Origin of the sequence: Amycolatopsis sp. NPDC051903 (assembly GCF_044452505.1) — a bacterium.
GTDB lineage: Bacteria > Actinomycetota > Actinomycetes > Mycobacteriales > Pseudonocardiaceae > Amycolatopsis.
The window spans coordinates 186,940-203,705 of the sequence record NZ_JBITBT010000004.1; the positions used below are offsets into that span (position 1 = coordinate 186,940).

At 70.8% G+C, this 16,766-nt stretch carries 17 protein-coding genes; 5 read left to right on the top strand and 12 right to left on the bottom strand.

The window, feature by feature from the left end:
- Positions 1-27 precede the first annotated feature (27 nt).
- Both ACIA77_RS11895 and ACIA77_RS11900 read right to left on the bottom strand, forming a co-directional pair.
- Positions 28-1,119, bottom strand: coding sequence for an iron-containing alcohol dehydrogenase family protein (locus ACIA77_RS11895; protein ID WP_395885823.1), 1,092 nt, complete (start codon positions 1,117-1,119; stop codon positions 28-30).
- 153 nt (positions 1,120-1,272) lie between these two features.
- Positions 1,273-2,382, bottom strand: a complete 1,110-nt coding sequence (locus ACIA77_RS11900) for a mandelate racemase/muconate lactonizing enzyme family protein (RefSeq protein WP_395885824.1) — start codon at positions 2,380-2,382, stop codon at positions 1,273-1,275.
- Positions 2,383-2,469: 87 nt separating this feature from the next.
- Between ACIA77_RS11900 and ACIA77_RS11905 the strand changes: the two genes are divergently transcribed.
- Positions 2,470-3,231 (top strand): IclR family transcriptional regulator, encoded by a 762-nt coding sequence (locus tag ACIA77_RS11905; RefSeq protein WP_395885825.1) that lies wholly within the window; start codon positions 2,470-2,472, stop codon positions 3,229-3,231.
- Between the two features lie 146 nt (positions 3,232-3,377).
- Here ACIA77_RS11905 and ACIA77_RS11910 read toward each other — a convergent pair whose 3' ends face one another.
- Positions 3,378-3,827, bottom strand: coding sequence for a PadR family transcriptional regulator (locus ACIA77_RS11910; protein ID WP_395885826.1), 450 nt, complete (start codon positions 3,825-3,827; stop codon positions 3,378-3,380).
- Between the two features lie 216 nt (positions 3,828-4,043).
- Here ACIA77_RS11910 and ACIA77_RS11915 point away from each other — a divergent pair, with 216 nt between their 5' ends.
- Positions 4,044-4,523, top strand: coding sequence for a hypothetical protein (locus ACIA77_RS11915; RefSeq protein ID WP_395885827.1), 480 nt, complete (start codon positions 4,044-4,046; stop codon positions 4,521-4,523).
- 414 nt (positions 4,524-4,937) lie between these two features.
- On the opposite strand, the gene ACIA77_RS11920 is transcribed toward ACIA77_RS11915, so the two are convergent.
- The 3 genes from ACIA77_RS11920 to ACIA77_RS11930 all read right to left on the bottom strand — a co-directional run bounded on the left by ACIA77_RS11920 (position 4,938) and on the right by ACIA77_RS11930 (position 7,837).
- Positions 4,938-6,227, bottom strand: coding sequence for an MFS transporter (locus ACIA77_RS11920; protein WP_395885828.1), 1,290 nt, complete (start codon positions 6,225-6,227; stop codon positions 4,938-4,940).
- 176 nt (positions 6,228-6,403) lie between these two features.
- Positions 6,404-6,685 (bottom strand): hypothetical protein, encoded by a 282-nt coding sequence (locus ACIA77_RS11925; protein ID WP_395885829.1) that lies wholly within the window; start codon positions 6,683-6,685, stop codon positions 6,404-6,406.
- Between the two features lie 108 nt (positions 6,686-6,793).
- Positions 6,794-7,837, bottom strand: coding sequence for a CobW family GTP-binding protein (locus ACIA77_RS11930; protein ID WP_395885830.1), 1,044 nt, complete (start codon positions 7,835-7,837; stop codon positions 6,794-6,796).
- A gap of 469 nt (positions 7,838-8,306) precedes the next feature.
- On the opposite strand from ACIA77_RS11930, the gene ACIA77_RS11935 reads away from it, so the two are divergent.
- Both ACIA77_RS11935 and ACIA77_RS11940 read left to right on the top strand, forming a co-directional pair.
- Entirely contained in the window at positions 8,307-9,395 is a 1,089-nt protein-coding gene (locus ACIA77_RS11935) for a nitric oxide synthase oxygenase (RefSeq protein WP_395885831.1), read from the top strand.
- 73 nt (positions 9,396-9,468) lie between these two features.
- Complete coding sequence (locus ACIA77_RS11940; RefSeq protein ID WP_395885832.1) at positions 9,469-9,975, top strand: flavodoxin domain-containing protein; 507 nt, start codon at positions 9,469-9,471, stop codon at positions 9,973-9,975.
- Between the two features lie 856 nt (positions 9,976-10,831).
- On the opposite strand, the gene ligD is transcribed toward ACIA77_RS11940, so the two are convergent.
- From ligD to ACIA77_RS11970, 6 genes are all read right to left on the bottom strand, one after another.
- A complete protein-coding gene (ligD, locus tag ACIA77_RS11945) occupies positions 10,832-11,836 on the bottom strand; it encodes a non-homologous end-joining DNA ligase (protein ID WP_395885833.1) in 1,005 nt (334 codons plus the stop codon).
- Positions 11,833-12,915: an ATP-dependent DNA ligase gene (locus tag ACIA77_RS11950; protein ID WP_395885834.1), complete on the bottom strand. Its 1,083-nt coding sequence runs from the start codon at positions 12,913-12,915 to the stop codon at positions 11,833-11,835. The genes ligD and ACIA77_RS11950 overlap by 4 nt, the downstream gene beginning before the upstream one ends.
- Positions 12,916-13,043: 128 nt before the next feature.
- Entirely contained in the window at positions 13,044-13,838 is a 795-nt protein-coding gene (locus ACIA77_RS11955) for an IclR family transcriptional regulator (protein WP_395885835.1), read from the bottom strand.
- 21 nt (positions 13,839-13,859) lie between these two features.
- Positions 13,860-14,801, bottom strand: coding sequence for a PDR/VanB family oxidoreductase (locus tag ACIA77_RS11960; RefSeq protein ID WP_395885836.1), 942 nt, complete (start codon positions 14,799-14,801; stop codon positions 13,860-13,862).
- Between the two features lie 10 nt (positions 14,802-14,811).
- Positions 14,812-15,030, bottom strand: a complete 219-nt coding sequence (locus ACIA77_RS11965; protein WP_395885837.1) for a hypothetical protein — start codon at positions 15,028-15,030, stop codon at positions 14,812-14,814.
- Positions 15,027-16,076, bottom strand: coding sequence for a Rieske 2Fe-2S domain-containing protein (locus ACIA77_RS11970; protein WP_395885838.1), 1,050 nt, complete (start codon positions 16,074-16,076; stop codon positions 15,027-15,029). The genes ACIA77_RS11965 and ACIA77_RS11970 overlap by 4 nt, the downstream gene beginning before the upstream one ends.
- 191 nt (positions 16,077-16,267) lie before the next feature.
- Here ACIA77_RS11970 and ACIA77_RS11975 point away from each other — a divergent pair, with 191 nt between their 5' ends.
- Complete coding sequence (locus tag ACIA77_RS11975; RefSeq protein WP_395885839.1) at positions 16,268-16,741, top strand: MarR family winged helix-turn-helix transcriptional regulator; 474 nt, start codon at positions 16,268-16,270, stop codon at positions 16,739-16,741.
- Positions 16,742-16,766: the final 25 nt, after the last annotated feature.

Here is a 16,766-nt window from a genome sequence, read left to right on the forward strand (position 1 = left end):
GGTCCGGTTTCGGGCCCGGCGCTTTCGTCAGTACACAGAGGCCAGTAGTTCTTCGACTTCGGCTTGGTGCGGTGCTTTCGGCGTGTTCTTGGTGACCGCGTCCGCCAGCGCCGCCTGGGCGACCGCGGGCAGGTCTTCGCGGGTCAGGCCCAGGTCGCGCAGCGGGCGTTTGATGCCGATGGCTCCGGAGATCGCGCCGACGGCGTCCACTGCGGACTGTGCGTGCAGAGCGTCGGCGACCTGCGCGTACGGGCCCGCTGCGGCTTCCGCGCTGAACCTCATCACCTCCTCCAGCACGGCCGCGAGAGCGACACCGTGGGGCGTGCCGGTGCGGGCGGTGATGGCGTGGCCGAGACCGTGGACCAGGCCGAGACCGGAGCGGGTGAGGGCGTGGCCCGCGAGGTGCGCGCCGAGCATCAGCTGGGCCCGGGCTTCGAGGTTGGTGCCGTCGCGGAAGGCGACGGGGAGCCACTCGCCGACGAGGGCAACCGCACGGGTGGCGTGGGCGGCCGACTCGCTGTCCGCGCCGCGGGAGGCGAGGGATTCGACGCCGTGGACGAGCGCGTCGAGGCCGGTGGCGGCGGTGATCGCGGCGGGCAGGCCGAGTGTCAGTTCCGGGTCCAGCACGGCGATCCGCGGCACGACCGAAGAGTGTCCGATGTAGACCTTGCGCCGCGCGACGACGTCTTCCACCACCCCGAACCCGTTGGTCTCGGCGCCGGTGCCCGACGTCGTGGGCACGGCGATGATCGGCCGGCCGTCGAGGGCGTCCCACAGCGCGTCGGCGTCGGCCGCTTCCGCGCCGGGGTTGCCGGCCAACAGTGAGATGCCCTTGGCCGCGTCGAGCGCGGAACCACCGCCCAGCGCGACGACCACGGCGGGCCCGAACTCGCGCAGCCGCGCGGCGCCGCGGTCGAGTTCCGTGGTCGCCGGGTTGGGGCCGATGTCCTCGTGCACCGCGCACTCCACGCCGGCCTTCGCGAAGATCGTCTCGACGCGGCCGACGATGCCGGTCGCGCGCAGGCCGCGGTCGGTCACCACGAACACGCGGGCGCCGTGTTCGCCGATGAACTCCGGCAGCCGTTCGACCATCCCGGGACCGAATTCCGTCCGCGCCATGGCACGCCCCTTCCCGAGCGAGGTGGACAAGTCGACAACTCAACTTTTAATCGCTGCCCGCACTCGGCGCGGACACCGCGGTGAAACCCACCTGGCTCGACCTGGCCGAACCGGGCTTGAGGATTTCCGCCGCGGCTGGCCGGGTTTCGGGCGTCAGATGCGCCACCGCTCCACCGCCTCCTCGTCGAGTTCGACTCCGAGCCCCGGCTGGTGGGAAACGGACAACTCGCCTTGTTCGTTGATCATCAGGGGCTGTGCGAGCATGAAATCGCGCCGTTGCGGGGTCCAGCCCGGCGGGTCGTACGGGAACTCCAGGTACGGGCCGGCGCCGACGCCCGCGGCGAGGGCCAGGTTCGCGAGCAGGCCGATGCCGTTGGTCCAGCTGTGCGGGGTGAACGCGCGGTGTTTGACCGACGCCACCTCCGCGAGTGTGCGGGCGCGGTGCATGCCCACCGCGAGCACGGCGTCCATCTGGTAGACGTCGAGCACATCGTGTTCGAGATAGCGCAACAGTTCCGGTACGGAGTGGTGCATTTCTCCCGCCGCGATGCGCACGCCGGGGTTCTCGGCGCGCAGGGTGCGGAAGCCGTCGATGTCGGCGTACGGCAGGGGTTCCTCGACCCAGAACACGTCGAGCTCGGCGAGGCGGCGCACGATCCGGCGCGTCGCGGCGAGGTCGGTGGCGGGCGCGGTGTCACCGGCCATGCGCCAGGACTGGTTGAGATCCACCATGATGTCGAAATCCGGACCGAGGGCCTCGCGCACGGCGGCGACGGTCTCGATGCCCTCGGCGACGCGGTCACGGTCGATGCGGATCTTCAGCGCGCGGAACCCTTCTTCGCGCGCTCGCTGCGCCGCTTCGACGCGTTCGGCGGGTGGTTTGAGCTCGGCCGTCGACGCGTAGACGGGCAGGGAGCGGGCGGCGTTGCCGAAGAGCGTCGCGACGGGCAGGCCCGCGACCTGGCCGATGACGTCCCACAGCGCGGCTTCCAGCGGCCAGTAGCTGCCGCCGTGGAAGTTGGCCGTTTCGAGGGCTTTGACGTGGCGGACGATGTCGAGCGGGTCGGTGCCGACGAACAGGTGCCGCACGGCCTCGAAGCCCGCCATGGTGTCGCCGGAGCCGATGCCGGTGACGCCTTCGTCGGTGTGGACGCGGACGACCGTCGCGTCGAAGTGGCGGCGCGGCTCGGGGTCCCACGCCGCGCGCAGCGGCGGGTCGAGTGGCAGCCGCAGGTGGTCGAGGGTGATGCCGGTGATCTTCATCCGTTCCGACGCTACGAGCGGTGCGCGCGGGTGCCAAGACATCGCAACGTGTCTTGCGCTCACGCCAACTCGGTTTAGGGTTCGGACATGTCCCGTGCACTGGGCCACGGCCTGCGCCGCGACCTCGATCTGCTCGAGGCCCTCGCGTCGGACGAGGCGCAGCGCTGCGGCGGCCTCGGCGTCGTGCGGCTCGCTTCCCTGACCGGGCGCGAGAAGAGCCAGGTCTCCCGGGCGTTGGCGGCGCTCGCCGCGGAGGACGTCGTCGAACGCGACCCCGACACCCTGCGCTACCGCATGGGCCGCCGGTTGTTCTCGCTGGTCGCCCGCACGGCCGAGGACCGCCTCGTGCGCGCCGCCGAGCCGGCGATGCACGCCCTGTCGGAGGACCTCGAGGAGACCAGCCACCTCTGCGTGCTGCGCGACCGCGAGGTGCTGACCCTGCTTTCGGTGTCCGGGCACTCGTTCCGGGTCCGCGAGTGGGAAGGCCGGGGCGTCCCCGCGGCCCGCACCTCCGCCGGCCGCGTGCTCCTCCTCGACGCGACCCCGGACGAGCTGTACGTGCGCTTCCCCGGTCTGGCGGAGCTGCCCACCCTGTGGGCCAAGATCCGCCGCGCCCGAGCGGACGGTTTCGCTTGCGTGGCCGAAGAATTCGAGCCCGGCCTGTCCGGCGTCTCCGCCCCCGTCCGCGACTACCGCGGCCGCGTGGTGGCCGCCCTGAACATCTCGGCGCCCCACACCCGCATCGGCTCCCGCCTCCCCGCGGCCGGCCACCGCACCGCCACCGCGGCGGCCGCGGTGTCGGCCCTCCTGGGCTGGGCCACCGCACCCCCACCCGGCCGCCCGACCTGATCTGCCGGGGCGAAAACGCCCCCAGCCCCGGGACAGCAGCCCCCGTCCTCCCCGAGGGCGTCCCCGTCCCGGCTAGCCGACATGATCGCTGCAGCGGAAAGGCCCGGCGGCCGCCGAGTCCGGTGTGGACCCGGCGGCCGGCGGGGTCAGTCTTCGTCGTTCGGGTCTTCGGCGAGGAGGGCGTAGAGGCGGCGGCGCGCGTCGGAGAGGATCTTGCGCATTTCGGCGGCCTGGGTGTCGGTGCCGGTGTACGCGACTTGGCCCGCGGCGGCCCAGAGATCGCCGAGTTGTTTGTGGAGGGCGGTGAAGCGGTCGGCGGTGGGATCGTCGTCCGGGGTGTGGGATTCCCACAGCGCCGCGAACTCCTCCTCGCGGCCCGCGACGTGCTCGCGGCCCGCGTCGGTCAGCTGCGCGACGCGGCGGCCGCCTTCCTCGACGGTGCGCACGAGGCCCTCGTCTTCCAACTGCTGCAGGATCGGGTAGATCGAACCCGGGCTGGGCCGCCATTCCTCGTTCGAGCGGCGGCGGATCTCCTGCATGAGCTGGTAACCGTGCATCGGGCTCTCGGAGAGCAGCGCGAGCACCGCCGGGCGCACGGGCCGAGCCGGACCGCGCGAACCCCGGCCGCCCCACTGCCGGCCGCCGCCGAACCAGGCGCGGGGGTCGCCGGGGAAGCCGCCGAAGCCCGGGAAGCCCGGGCCGCCGGGGAAACCCGGCCCCGGCGGGGTGGGCGGTCCCGGCGGAGCCGGAGGCGGCGGGGGGAACCCGCCCGGTCCCCGCGCCGCGTCCGGCGCGAAACCGAACGGGGTCGCGTGGCCACCGAAGTGGTGAGCGGCGTGCTGGAAGTGGCCGTGGTGCTCGCCGAAACCACCCCCATCACCTGCGCCGGTGTGGCCACCGAAGTGGTGAGCGGCGTGCTGGAAGTGGCCGTAGTGCTCGCCGAAACCACCCCCATCACCGGGGCCGTGGTGGCCACCGAAGTGGTGAGCGGCGTCGCGGACGTGGCCGTGGTGCTCACCGAAACCACCCCCATCGCCCGGGCCGTGGTGGCCGCCGAAGCCGCCCGGTTCGCCGACCTCGTGGTAGTCGCCGAATTCGCTGTGGCCACGAGCATCCCGGTGACCGCCGAAACCGTGCGGGCTGCCGAAGCCGAAGTGACTTCCGAAGCCGTGAGGGTCGCCGAAGCGGCCACCGAACGCACCGTGGCCACCAGCGCTGTGGTGGCTGGGGAAGTCTCGCGGGTAACCGAAATCGTGGTGATCGCCGAACTCGTCCTGATCGGCGCGGCCTGAATGGTGCGGATCGTGGTGGCCGCCGAACCCGCCTGGGCCGTGCGGGCCCGGGCCGTGGGCGTTTGCTGCTGAGCCGCCCGGGCCGTGGTGGCCGCCGAAGCCGCCCGGTTCGCCGGGGCCGTGGTGCGGGTCGGGGCCGGGGCGGTGGTGGGTGAAGCCGAAGCGGCGGACGTGGTCGGCCGGGGTGTGGTGGGTGAAGCCAGAGGCAGGGCCGGGGTGGTGGGGGCCGCCGAAGCCGGAGAAGAGGTGGGCGGGGCCTGCTGTGTCGGTCATGGGCCGTCCTTCCGTGGTTGTATCGTCGACATGACCACGATATATCGCCATCCTATCGACTGCAAACGCACAGGTCAGCGACCGAAAAACAACAGCGGCACGAGCCGAAGCTCGTGCCGCTGTCAGAGAACCGAAGGGCGGCTAAGTGCCCGAACTCGCCGGAGCGGTGGTCGCGGCAGTGCTGCCGAACTTGATCGACTTGGCTTCCTTGCCGATCGCGGTCAGGACGGCGACGCCGACCAGCGCGGGGATGACTGTCCACAAGAGAGCCGCCGAGTAGCCCTGGGACTGGGCGATGCTCTGCTGGATCGGCAGGTTGAGCGCGGCCAGCAGGTTGCCCAGCTGGTACGTCACGCCCGGGTAGAAGCCACGGATGGCGTCCGGGGACATCTCGGTGAGGTGGGCCGGGATGACGCCCCACGAGCCCTGCACCATGATCTGCATGAGGAACGACCCGAGCGCCAGCATGCCGGCCCCGTGGTCGAACGCGAAGATCGGGATGATCGGCAACCCCAGGACCGCGCCGGCGACGATCATGATGCGCCGGCCGAACCGTTCGGACAGCGCGCCGAACACCAGGCCGCCGATGATGGCGCCGATGTTGTACAGCACGGCGATCCACGTGCTCGTCGCGGCGCTCAGCCCGGCGCCGCCGTGTTCGGTGGACTTGAGGAACGTCGGGTAGACGTCCTGGGTGCCGTGACTGAGCCAGTTGAACGCCGTCATCAGCACGATCAGGTAGGCGAACCGCCGGATGACCTTCGGGTTCAGCACCACGTCCTTCACGGACGTCCGCGTCACCCGCATCTTCTCCTGCGCCGCTTCCCAGACCTCGGATTCACGCACCCGCGCCCGGATCAGCAGGCTGATCAGCGCCGGGAAGATGCTGAGGACGAAGATCCACCGCCAATCCAGGTCGAGCGCCGAGTGGAACAGCAGGTACGCCAGCGCGGCCAGCAGGTACCCCATCGAATAACCGGCCTGCAGCAGCCCCGAGAAGAACCCGCGGCGCTCCACGGGGATCTTCTCCATGGCCAGCGCCGCGCCCAGCCCCCATTCACCGCCCATGCCGATGCCGTAGATGAACCGCAGGATCAGCAGCACGGTGAAGTTCGGCGCGACCGCGCACAGGATTCCGGCGAGTGAGTACAACAACACGTCGACCATCAACGGAACGCGTCTGCCGACCCGGTCCGCCCACAACCCGAACACGAGCGCGCCCACCGGCCGCATCACGAGGGTCGCCGTGGTGATGAAGGCGAGCTGCGTCGCGGTCGCCCCGAAGGATTTGTCCTTGGCGATGTCCGCGATCACGAACACCACGAGGAAGTAGTCGAACGCGTCCATGGTCCAGCCGAGCGACGCGGCGATGAACGAGTTGCGCTGATCCGAGGTGAGTTTGCGTTTCGTCCCCGCACGGGCGTCGGTCACCGGAGATCCCCCGATTTCGTTGGCGTGTTACCGGATGGGGCCGGTGTTGGTTTACACCCGAGACCGAGGGTGGGCAACCGAAGTACTTTGCGCGTTTTCAAACAATATTTGGTGGTATTTCCGTTTTGGTGCGGCCGTTCGGCAGAACGGAAACAGCGCCTGATCGATCCCGAAAGTCAGCCGAACGGCAGGTCGAACGACAGCTGTTCGACACCGTCACCCGTGGCGGGCGCGCCGGAGAGCGTCGCCGCGCAAGAAGGACACGGCGTGATGTGACCGGTGCCCGACGCGGTGAGGTCGACGGGCGTCCAGGTCCGGGACTCGCGGTCGCCGCAGGCGGAGCGGCGGTAGCGCAGGTCGCCGGAGCGGGTCATGAGGTGGGCGACGGGTGCGTCGTCGGGCAGGGCGCCGACGAGGTACCAGCGCGTCGCGCCGGGGACGGGGTGGGTGGTCGCCATGGAACTGTCCTCCTGGGAGGCCGGTTCAGCTTCAACTCCTTCGCCACCTCCATCGTGCGCCGCAATTCGGCGGAAAGGGAGCGTTTGGGAGTCTTCGGCGTGGCGCGCTCAGTCCCCGGGCGACTGTTCTCCCTGGTCAGCGACGGGTTCGTCGAGATAACGGAGAATCCGCAGCATCCCCCGCTCGTCGACGATGTCGTCGGCGGCGACGCACTCGGTGAGTCGCCGCGTGACGTCGTCGGCGGTGAGGCCGGCGCCGATGAGCACCAGCTGCGTCCGCCGCAGCTGCCCCGCCGGCCAGGAAGACCGGTCGACCTGCACGAACGAGCCCACGGTGTGCAGCCCGAAGCGCGAACGCGGACCGGTGGCGCCCAGGTCCACGTGCCCTTTCACCCGGTAGAGCCCGGCCGGGCGTTGTTCGAGGAACGCCACGAGTCGCCGAGGCGACAGCGGACGTTCGGAAGTGAACGTGACGCTCTGGTAGGCCGCGTGCAGGTGGTGGGAGTGGTTGTCTTCGCGCAGATCGTCGAACGACAGCTGGCCGTACGCCTCGCGCGGCTTCGGGTCGAAGAACAGCTCCGGGTCCACCCGGCCGTGGTCGGTGACCAGCACCGGGACACCGGGCGCCAGCTCTTCGACGGTCGCCGTCACCTTGGCCAGCTCGTCGGCAGCGACGCGGTCGGCCTTGTTGACCACCACGAGGTCGGCGATCCGCAGGTGGTCGGCCAGTTCCGGGTGACGCTCGCGCGTGGCGGCGAACTCAGCGGCATCGACGACTTCGGCGAGCCCGCCGTAGCGGATGTCGGGGTTCTCGCTGGCGATCATGAGCCGCAGCAGGTCGCGCGGCTCGGCGATGCCGCTGGCCTCCACCACGATCACGTCGATGCCGGTCTCGGGGCCGGCCAGCCTGCCGAGCATCGCGTCGAGCCCGCTCGCGTCGACGGCGCAGCACAGGCACCCGTTGCCGAGCGAGACCATGGTGTCGACCTGGCCGGACACCGCGAGCGCGTCGATGTTCACGCTGCCGAAGTCGTTGACCACCACGCCGACCCGAGCGCCTTGGCGATTGGCCAGCAGGTGGTTGAGCATCGTGGTCTTGCCCGAGCCGAGGAACCCCGCGACGAGGACCACCGGGATCCGCTGCCTGGCCAACCGTGCACCCCTCCTGCCGTCGCCGCGACCCTACCGTCCGCCGGCGCCATACCTCCGCGGGACCCGCCGGAGAAGGCCACTGCTCGAATACACTCGAAAAGACGCATGAGTCGCGCTGGGGCGGCCGTTCACGGTACCGCTTCCAGGTCGTGATCAATTTTCCGAACACTTTCCGCGAAGTCGTCGTAACGCATTTTTTTCCACCACCGCCCACCTGCGCTTATCGAATTTCCCGGCGGCGCCGGACACATTCGGCGGTTGCTTCGGCAGCCACTTCGGGTACTCTTCCCCGCTTGGCGAAACCCCTGGGGCTACGGGGTTTTCGCGCGCACCTCGGGACCGCACCGAATGACGGAGGAAGAGTGGTTCATCCCTGCGTGTCGCGGGTTCTGCCGGCCACGAGCGGAGTAGCCCGTTGATCGCTTCGTCCATTCGAGTGAAGGTCGATGAGCCGATACCCGACGATCGAGTGACCACCGTCGAATACGCGGAAGCCGAGGAATTCATCCGGCTCTGCGCCGCCGAAGGCGCGTTGCCCGGCTTGCGCGTCGACGATCGCTTGGCGCAGATCAAGGAGGAGATCGCCGAAACCGGTTCTTACCGGCACACGCAGGCCGAACTCGCGTACGGCGCGCGCGTGGCGTGGCGCAACTCCGCGCGCTGCATCGGCCGGCTCTACTGGCGCAGCCTGCGCGTGCGCGATTGCCGGCACGTGCGCGACGCCGCCGGGATCGCCGGGGAATGCGTGACGCACCTGCGCGAAGCGACGCGGCAAGGCCGGATCCGGCCCACGCTCACGGTGTTCGCGCCGGACGGCCCGGCGGCGCCGGGTCCGCGCATCCGCAACGACCAGCTCATCCGCTACGCCGGCTACCGCCTCGAAGACGGCTCCGTACTGGGCGATCCGCAGTACGCGGGCTTCACGGACACCGTGCGCGGGCTGGGCTGGCGCGCGCCGGAGCGGCGGGGTTCGTTCGACGTGCTGCCGCTGCTGATCGAGGCCGAGCCGGGCTCGCCGCGGCTGTTCAGCCTGCCCGCCGACGCCGTGCTGGAGGTGCCGCTCACGCACCCCGATCACCGTTGGTTCGACGGGCTGGGCCTGCGCTGGCACGCCGTGCCCGCGATCAGCAACATGCCGCTGGAGATCGGTGGTGTGCGTTATCCGGCGGCGCCGTTCAACGGCTGGTACATGGCGACGGAGATCGGCGCGCGCAACCTCGCGGACGTCGGCCGCTACAACCTGCTGCCCGTGATCGCCGGCCTGATGGGGCTGAAGACGGACGACGACCGCACGATGTGGCGAGACCGCGCACTGGTCGAGCTGACGCTCGCCGTGCAGCACTCGTTCGACACGGCGGGCGTCACCGTCGCCGACCACCACTCGGAGTCGCGGCGGTTCCTGACGCACGTGGCGCGGGAGGAGCGAGCGGGCCGCTCGTGCCCGGCCGACTGGAGCTGGGTGGTGCCGCCGTTGTCGGGTGCGCAGACCGCCGTGTTCCACCGCTACTACGACGAGCCCGACCCCGCGGCGCGGCCGGCGTTCCTGCCGCCTGGTTAAGGCGAACGCCCGTTCGGCGGATCGTGGGCGAGCCGCGGCGCCACCCGCCCGCGGAGGGCGGAGAATGGTGGACATGACCGCAGTGCTCGTCGCCCACGCGGGCAAGAACGGCGGCACCCGCGAGATCGCCGAGGTGATCTCGGAGGAGCTGCGCGCCCTCGGGCACCACGTCGACACCCGCGACGCCGCGGACGTCGCCGACGTCACCCCGTATTCGGCAGTGGTCGTCGGCAGCGCCCTCTACTACTCCCGCTGGCGCCCCTCCGCCGTCCGCCTCCTCCACACCCACGCCGGCGCCTTGCTGAAACGCCACGTCTGGCTCTTCCACAGCGGCCCGTGCGGCCCCGGCGCGCCACTCGCGCACGTCAGCCTGCCCGCCAACGTGGCCCTCCTCGCCGCCCGCATCGACGCCGAACGCACCACCACCTTCGGCGGCCGCCTCGACCCCGCGACCGCCCACGGCCTCCTCGCCCGCCTCATGGCCCGCGGCCCCCGCGCCGGCGACTTCCGCGACTGGGACCTCATCCGAAAATGGGCCCGCGACATCGGCCGCCGCGTCACCACCGAAGTCCGCCTGTAATCGTTGCAGCACAACAATTTCAGCACCAGAAGACGACGCAAGCCGAACGGCCTCACCTACGCACCGCAACAAAGCAACGCAGCATGGGACGCACTCCCCCAGTCCCGCACCTCAAACGGCAACGCACCACACGCATACACAACCGCCGCCAACCCACGCACCGAGGGATGCACCCACCCCCTGCCCGCCACCTCAAAAGGCGACGCAAAGCCACCTACACAACCGCCGCCGAACTACCCACCAAGGGATGCGCCTAGCCCCTGCCCGCCACCTCGAAACGGCGACGCACCACGCGTACGAAACCGCCGCCGAACTAGGCAACTAAGGATGCGCCCGACCCCTGCCCACCACCTCGAACGGCGACCGACCACGCTCATACGACACCGCCGCCCAACAGACCCGCCGAGGATGGCCAGGCCCCTGCCCACTTCGACCGGCGACGGACAGCCCACTACGCAACCGCCGCCCGACAGACCCACCGAGGATGCACCCAGCCCCTGCCGAGCACCTCAAAAGGCGACGCAAAGTCACCTACACAACCGCCGCCAAACTACGCAGCAAGTCCTGCACCCAGCCCCTGTCCGGCACGTCGAACGGCGACCGATCACGCGCATACGCAACCGCCGCCCAACCACCCCACTGAGGATGCGCCCAGCCCCTGCCCGGCACCTCGATCCGAAGCTTCCACACGGCCGCCGACCCCGTGTCAAGGCACGCTTTCCCGCCTTGACACGGGGTCAGCGGCCGTAGTCACACTCAAGCTTCGGGGTGCCTACGCCACGCAACACGCCCCGCGAGGGCCCGCATCCCACACCACAACCCAACCGCCCCGCGCAGGACCCAAAACCCACCCCCCTCAACCCTTCCGAGCCCGACTAGGCGCCACCCTCGGCGGCTCCCCAGGCATCTTCGGATAAACCGGCGGCCAAGGCGCATCCATCAACCCCTCCGCCAAATCCCTCCTCGACATCTCCAGCAACACCTCAATCGACTGCGGCCGCCCATTCACCCCACCCCAAGGATCCCCACGTTCCGCAACCAACCCGGGCACCGTCGACAACGTCAACGCATCCGGCTCCACCGAATCCAGCTCCTCCCAGGCAATCGGCGTCGAAACCTGACCACCGACCCTCGGCCGCACACACCAAGCCCCGAAAACCGTTTTGTGCGGCGCGTTCTGGTTGAAGTCCACGAACACCCGCGACCCGCGTTCTTCCTTCCACCACTGCGCCGTGATCAGTTCCGGATGCCGCCGCGCCAATTCCCGCGCCAGCGCCACCGCCGCGGCCCGCACCTGGTAGCCGTCCCACCGCGGCTCGAGAATCGCGTACAGGTGCAATCCGCGCGACCCCGACGTTTTCACGTGCACCTCGATCCCCACTTCTTCGAGGAACGCCCGCACCAGCCAAGCCGCCTCCCGCAGCTGGGGAAAACCGATGCCCGGCGACGGATCCAGGTCGATCCGCAGTTCGTCCGCGATCTCCAGCGCCGCCGCCCGGTTCGGCCAGACGTGGAAGCCCAGGCACCCCTGGTTGACCGCCCACAGCACGTGCGCGAGATCCGCCGCCACGAGCGCGTCGCTGGTCGTCCCGTTCGGGGTGGACACCACCGTGGTCGTGAGCCACGACGGCGCGGTTTTGGGCACCCGCTTCTGGAACCAGCTCTTCCCGCCCGCACCGTCCGGATAGCGCTCCAGCAGCACCGGGCGCCCACCCAGCCGATCGAGCAGCGGGCCCGCCACGGCTTGGTAGTAGCGCACGAGATCGAGCTTCGTCTCACCCCGCTCCGGGAAATACACCTTGTCAGGGCTGGAAATCGTCAGCTCCACCCCGTCGACGTCCAGCGTCACGCCACCGCTCATCCGGCCTCCCCGAACAGCGTCGCCAGCTCCGCGGGCGGCGCTTCCTCCAGCTGCGCGTACGTGCACGACGCCGGATCGCGGTCCGGCCGGAAGCGCACGAGCCGGCCACCGTGGCGGAAGCGGCCGCCCTGCAAGTGCTCGTACCGCACCTCCGCGACCCACTCCGGCCGCACCGCCTCCCACGACAGGTCCTTCTGCGGCGCCCACCGGCTGTTCGCCCCCGGCCGGCGGCCCGGCTCCGGTTCGTACTCGGCCCACGTGCGCCACGGGTGGCCTTCCAGCGCGTTCTCCCGCAACGGCGCCAGTTCGTCCACCAGCTCCCGGCGTCGCGCGGCCGTGAAGCTGCTGGCGACGCCGACGTGGTGCAGCGCCCCCGCGTCGTCGAACAGGCCGAGCAGCAGCGAGCCGACGCCGTGGCCGTCCTTGTGCCACCGGAACCCGGCGACGACGCAATCGGCCGTGCGCTCGTGCTTGACCTTCCACATCACGCGCTTGTCCTGCTCGTACGGCTGGTCGGCGGGCTTGGCCATGACGCCGTCGAAACCCGCGCCCTCGAACCGCGTGAACCAGTCCTCGGCCGTGTCCGGATCCGTGGTGAGCGGGGTCAGGTGGACGCGCCGCAGGCCGCCGCCCGGGTTCTCGCCGAGCGCGTCCTCCAGCAGCCGCCGCCGCGAGCGGAAGGGCTCGGCCGTGAGGTCCCGCTCTCCCAGCGCCAGCAGGTCGAACGCGACGAAGCTCGCCGGCGTCTCCTCGGCCAGCTTGCGCACCCGGCTCGCGGCGGGGTGCAGCCGCAGCTGCAGCGCCTCGAAGTCCAGGCCCCCCGGCGTGACCAGCACGATCTCGCCGTCGACCACACACCGGTCGGGCAGCGCGGCCTTCAGCAGGTCGACGAGCTCGGGGAAGTAGCGCGTGAGCGGGCGGTCGTTGCGCGAGCCCAGCTCCACCTCGTCGCCGTCGCGGAACACGACGCATCGGAACCCGTCCCACTTGGGTTCGTACCAGAACCCCTCGGTCCTCGGCACCTCGTGCACAGCCTTGGCGAGCATCGGCCGCACCGGCGGCATCACAGGCAGTTCCACCCGCCCGATCCTAGGCGGCCACGACCCTGACCTGCAGCGTTTTGCCCGCGCTCGCCCGATGGGGAAGAAGTTTCCCCGGTGCGGCGAAGGGGGGTGGAACCTGACGGCCCGCACGCTGCCGCTAGCGATCATCGCGGCCGGCCGGCCGGGAACACCCGCGACGACCCGCCCGCCAGCGTCCGGCGGATCCCGCGCGCCGCCGCCATCACCAGCGGCGCGAGGGTGCCCGGCTGTGCGCTGTCGGCCCGCACCACGAGTGACACCGCGGCCGCGACCGAACCGTCGGCGCCGAAAACGGGGGCGCCGACGGAGAGGGCGTCGATGGTGACCTGGCCGTCGCTCACCGAGTAGCCGAGCTTGCGGACGTCCGCGAGCACGCGGCGCAGCTGCGCGGGGTCGGAGACGGTCTTCGCGGTGTAGCTGTGCAGAGGCCCGCCGAGCACCTCCTCCTGCACGGCCGCGGGCGCGTGCGCGAGCAGCACGAGCCCGACTCCGGTGGCGTGCAGGGCGAACCGGCCGCCGACCCGCGTCCAGACCGGCACGGCGTCCCGCCCGGCGATGCGTTCGACGAACACGACTTCGAGACCTTCGCGCACGGCGAGCTGCACGTTCTCGTGCGTCACCTCGTACAGGTCCTCGAGGAACGGCATCGCCGCGTCACGCAGGCCGAGCCCTCGCGGCGCGAGCGACGCGACCTCCCACAGCCGCAGCCCGATGCGGTAGCGGCCGGTGGCGTCGCGCTCCAGGGCACCCCACTCGACGAGCTCGGCCGCGCGCCGGTGCGCGGTGGCGAGGGAGACGCCGGAGCGCCGGGCGAGTTCGCTCAGGCTGAGGTCCGCGGCGTCCGGGGTGAACGCCTCGAGCAGCGCCAGCACCTTGCTCGTCACCGAGGTGCCGGCACCGTTCGGGGCTTGCCGGGTCATCGCCTCACGCTACCCGGCGAATCACAGATCCAATACCAGTCGCGCGCCCGCGCAGCGCGACACGCAGATCATCATCACGTCGCCGGCTTCCCGTTCCGCGGCCGTGAGCACGGCGTCGCGGTGGTCGGGCGTGCCTTCGAGGACACCGGTCTCGCACGTGCCGCACGTGCCTTCCTGGCACGAGGACAAGACGGGCACGCCGGACTCTTCGACCACCGAAAGGATCGACCGGTCCGCCGGCACCTCCAGTGTGCGGCCCGACTGCGCCAGCTCCACCTCGAACGCCGCTTTCGGCTCGGTGTCGGGCTTCGCGGTGAACCGCTCCACGTGCAGTGAGCCCGGTGCGCACCGCTGCTCCATCGCCGCCAGCAGCGGTTCGGGGCCGCAGCAGTACACGGCGGCGCCGGGCGCGGCGGCCAGCGCGGCGTCGAGATCGAGCAGCCCGCGCTCGTCCTGCGGCACCAGTTCGACGCGGTCGCCGTAGGTCTCCCGCAGCACCTCGGCGAACGCCATCGACGCCCGTGTGCGGCCGCCGTAGAGCAGCCGCCACTCGGCGCCCGCCGCCTCGGCCGCGGCGATCATCGGCACGAGCGGCGTGATGCCGATGCCGCCCGCCACGAACAGGTACTGAGGCGCCGGCTCGAGCGCGAAGTGGTTGCGGGGCCCGCGCACGCGCAGGGTTTCGCCGCCGGCCAGCTTCTCGTGAACGTGCGCCGAGCCGCCGCGGCCGGCCGGTTCCCGCAGCACGGCCACCTGCAGCACGGTCCGGTCGGCCGGATCGCCGCACAGGGAGTACTGCCGCACGAGGTCCGGGCCCAGCACCAGGTCGAGGTGCGCGCCCGGTGCCCACTCCGGCAGCGCCGCGCCGGCCGGATCGCGCAGGGTCAGCCGGACGACGCCGTCGGCGAGGTGCTCCTTCGCCGCCAGCACCACGTCGAGCTCCAGGTCGGTGGCCACGCTCATCCGTTCCTCCTCAGCCCTGCGCCGCGGACAGCACCGGCTCGCGCGGGACCACCGGTTCCGGGCGGTCGTGCCCGTCGGGGTGCGCCAGCAGCCACTCCCACAGCTCGACCGGGTCCTCCGACTCGTGCTCGGCGCCGCAGTGGCACACGCCGACCAGCACGTCGGTCCCGAGCTTCCAGTGGATGCGCACGACGGTGTCGCCGTGGAGCATCGCCACGCGCTCGCTCACGACGGCACGACCTGTGTGCTCTCACCGGCGGCCAGCTTCTTGAGGATGCGCCGCGCCGCCAGCCCGCCGGTGTCGATGTTGACCGAAAGCTCCTGGTAGCCCTCGGGTTCCGCGGCGATCACGCCTTCGAGGATGTCGAGCGCGCGCACGTCCTGCAGCACGACCGTGCGGTTGCTCTCGGCGAGGAAATCGGACACGCCCTGGTCCTCGAGCGCGAAGTCCCTCGCCACGGCCCAGAAGTCGTGCGTGCTGTGCTCGGTCTCGGGCGTGATGGCGTAGACGACCTCGACGTGGAAGCCGTCCGGGTCCGTGCCGTCCTCGTTCGGCAGCACTCCGACGGGCGCGATCCGGCTGTGCAGCAGGTACAGGCACGGCGGGTGGTACTCGATGTCCTGCCAGCGCGTGATCCGGCCTTCGATGCCGGTGGACTTCGCGTAGAACGACGGGCATTCGGCGTCGTCCATGTGCCTGCTGACGTAGATGATGCGGCGGTCCTCGTCGACCTCCGTGGTGATGGGCGTGTTCGCGACCTCCGGCGTGCCGATGTAACCGCCGTGCAGGTACGTCTCGTGCGAGAGGTCGAGCAGGTTGTCCACCAGCAGCTCGTAGCGCGCGGCGAGCGGTTCCATGCCGCACACGGTGGTGTAGGCCGGGTCGGCGAGCCACGGCGCGCGCGGGATCGCGGCCGGGTCGGCCAGCTCGCGCTCGCCGATCCAGACCCACACGAACGAGTCCTGCTCCACCACGGGGTAGGACGGAACCCTTGCGGTGCGCGGAATCCGGGCCTGGCCGGGGACGAACACGCACGAACCGGCGCTGTCGTAGGTGAAGCCGTGGTAGCCGCAGACGATCTTGTCGCCGTCGAGCCGGCTCTCCGACAGCGGGTAGCGGCGGTGCACGCAGCGGTCGGCGAGCGCGGTGACCTCGCCGGATTCGGTGCGGTAGAAGACGATCGGCTCGCCGAGCACCGTGCGGGCGAACAGCTCCCGCCCCACCTCGCGGCCGTAAGCGGCGACGTACCACTGGTTTCGGGCGAACGCTGCCATTACGCCTCAGAGCTCCTTCGGTCGGGGTTCGGCACCCGAAAGCTCTCACCCGGGCCGCGACGGCGGCCATCGGTGTTTTCACTGGCTGAAAGACTCCGTCGGTCACGAAATCACCCCTTCCCAGCGGGCGGTCGGCGGACGTACAGTCGGCGCCAACGTTATTTCGGGTACCGGAACGTACGGGGACCAAAATGACCACTCGAGACACCGAGACCTTCGACGAGCTGGGGCCGCAGGCCTCCCTGGGCGAGGTCCTGCTCGCCCTCGGCGGGCGGCTGACCCGGCTCCAGACCGAACTGCTGGCGGACATCGAGCAGCCGCTCACCATCCGCCAGTACCGGATCCTGTCGAGGGTCGGGAGCGGCCACACGTCGCTCACGGCGCTGTGCAAACTCGCGCACCGCAACCCCTCGACCATGTCCGAAAGCGTCGACAAGCTGGTCAACCAGGGATTCCTGTCCCGCCGGCCGTCGGCCACGAGCCGGCGCACGATGCAGCTCGAGCTCACTCCCAAGGGGGTGAGCGCCCGCGACACCGCGCGGCGCACGCTCGACAAGTTCGCGGCCGAACTCACGGCCGGCCTCACCCCCGAGGTGCGCGAGCAACTGCTGCCCGCGCTCTCCCAGCTGTACTTCGGCGTCCAGGGGAACCTGGACGACCGGTAACGGAGGAGGAAGGAGGAACCAGACC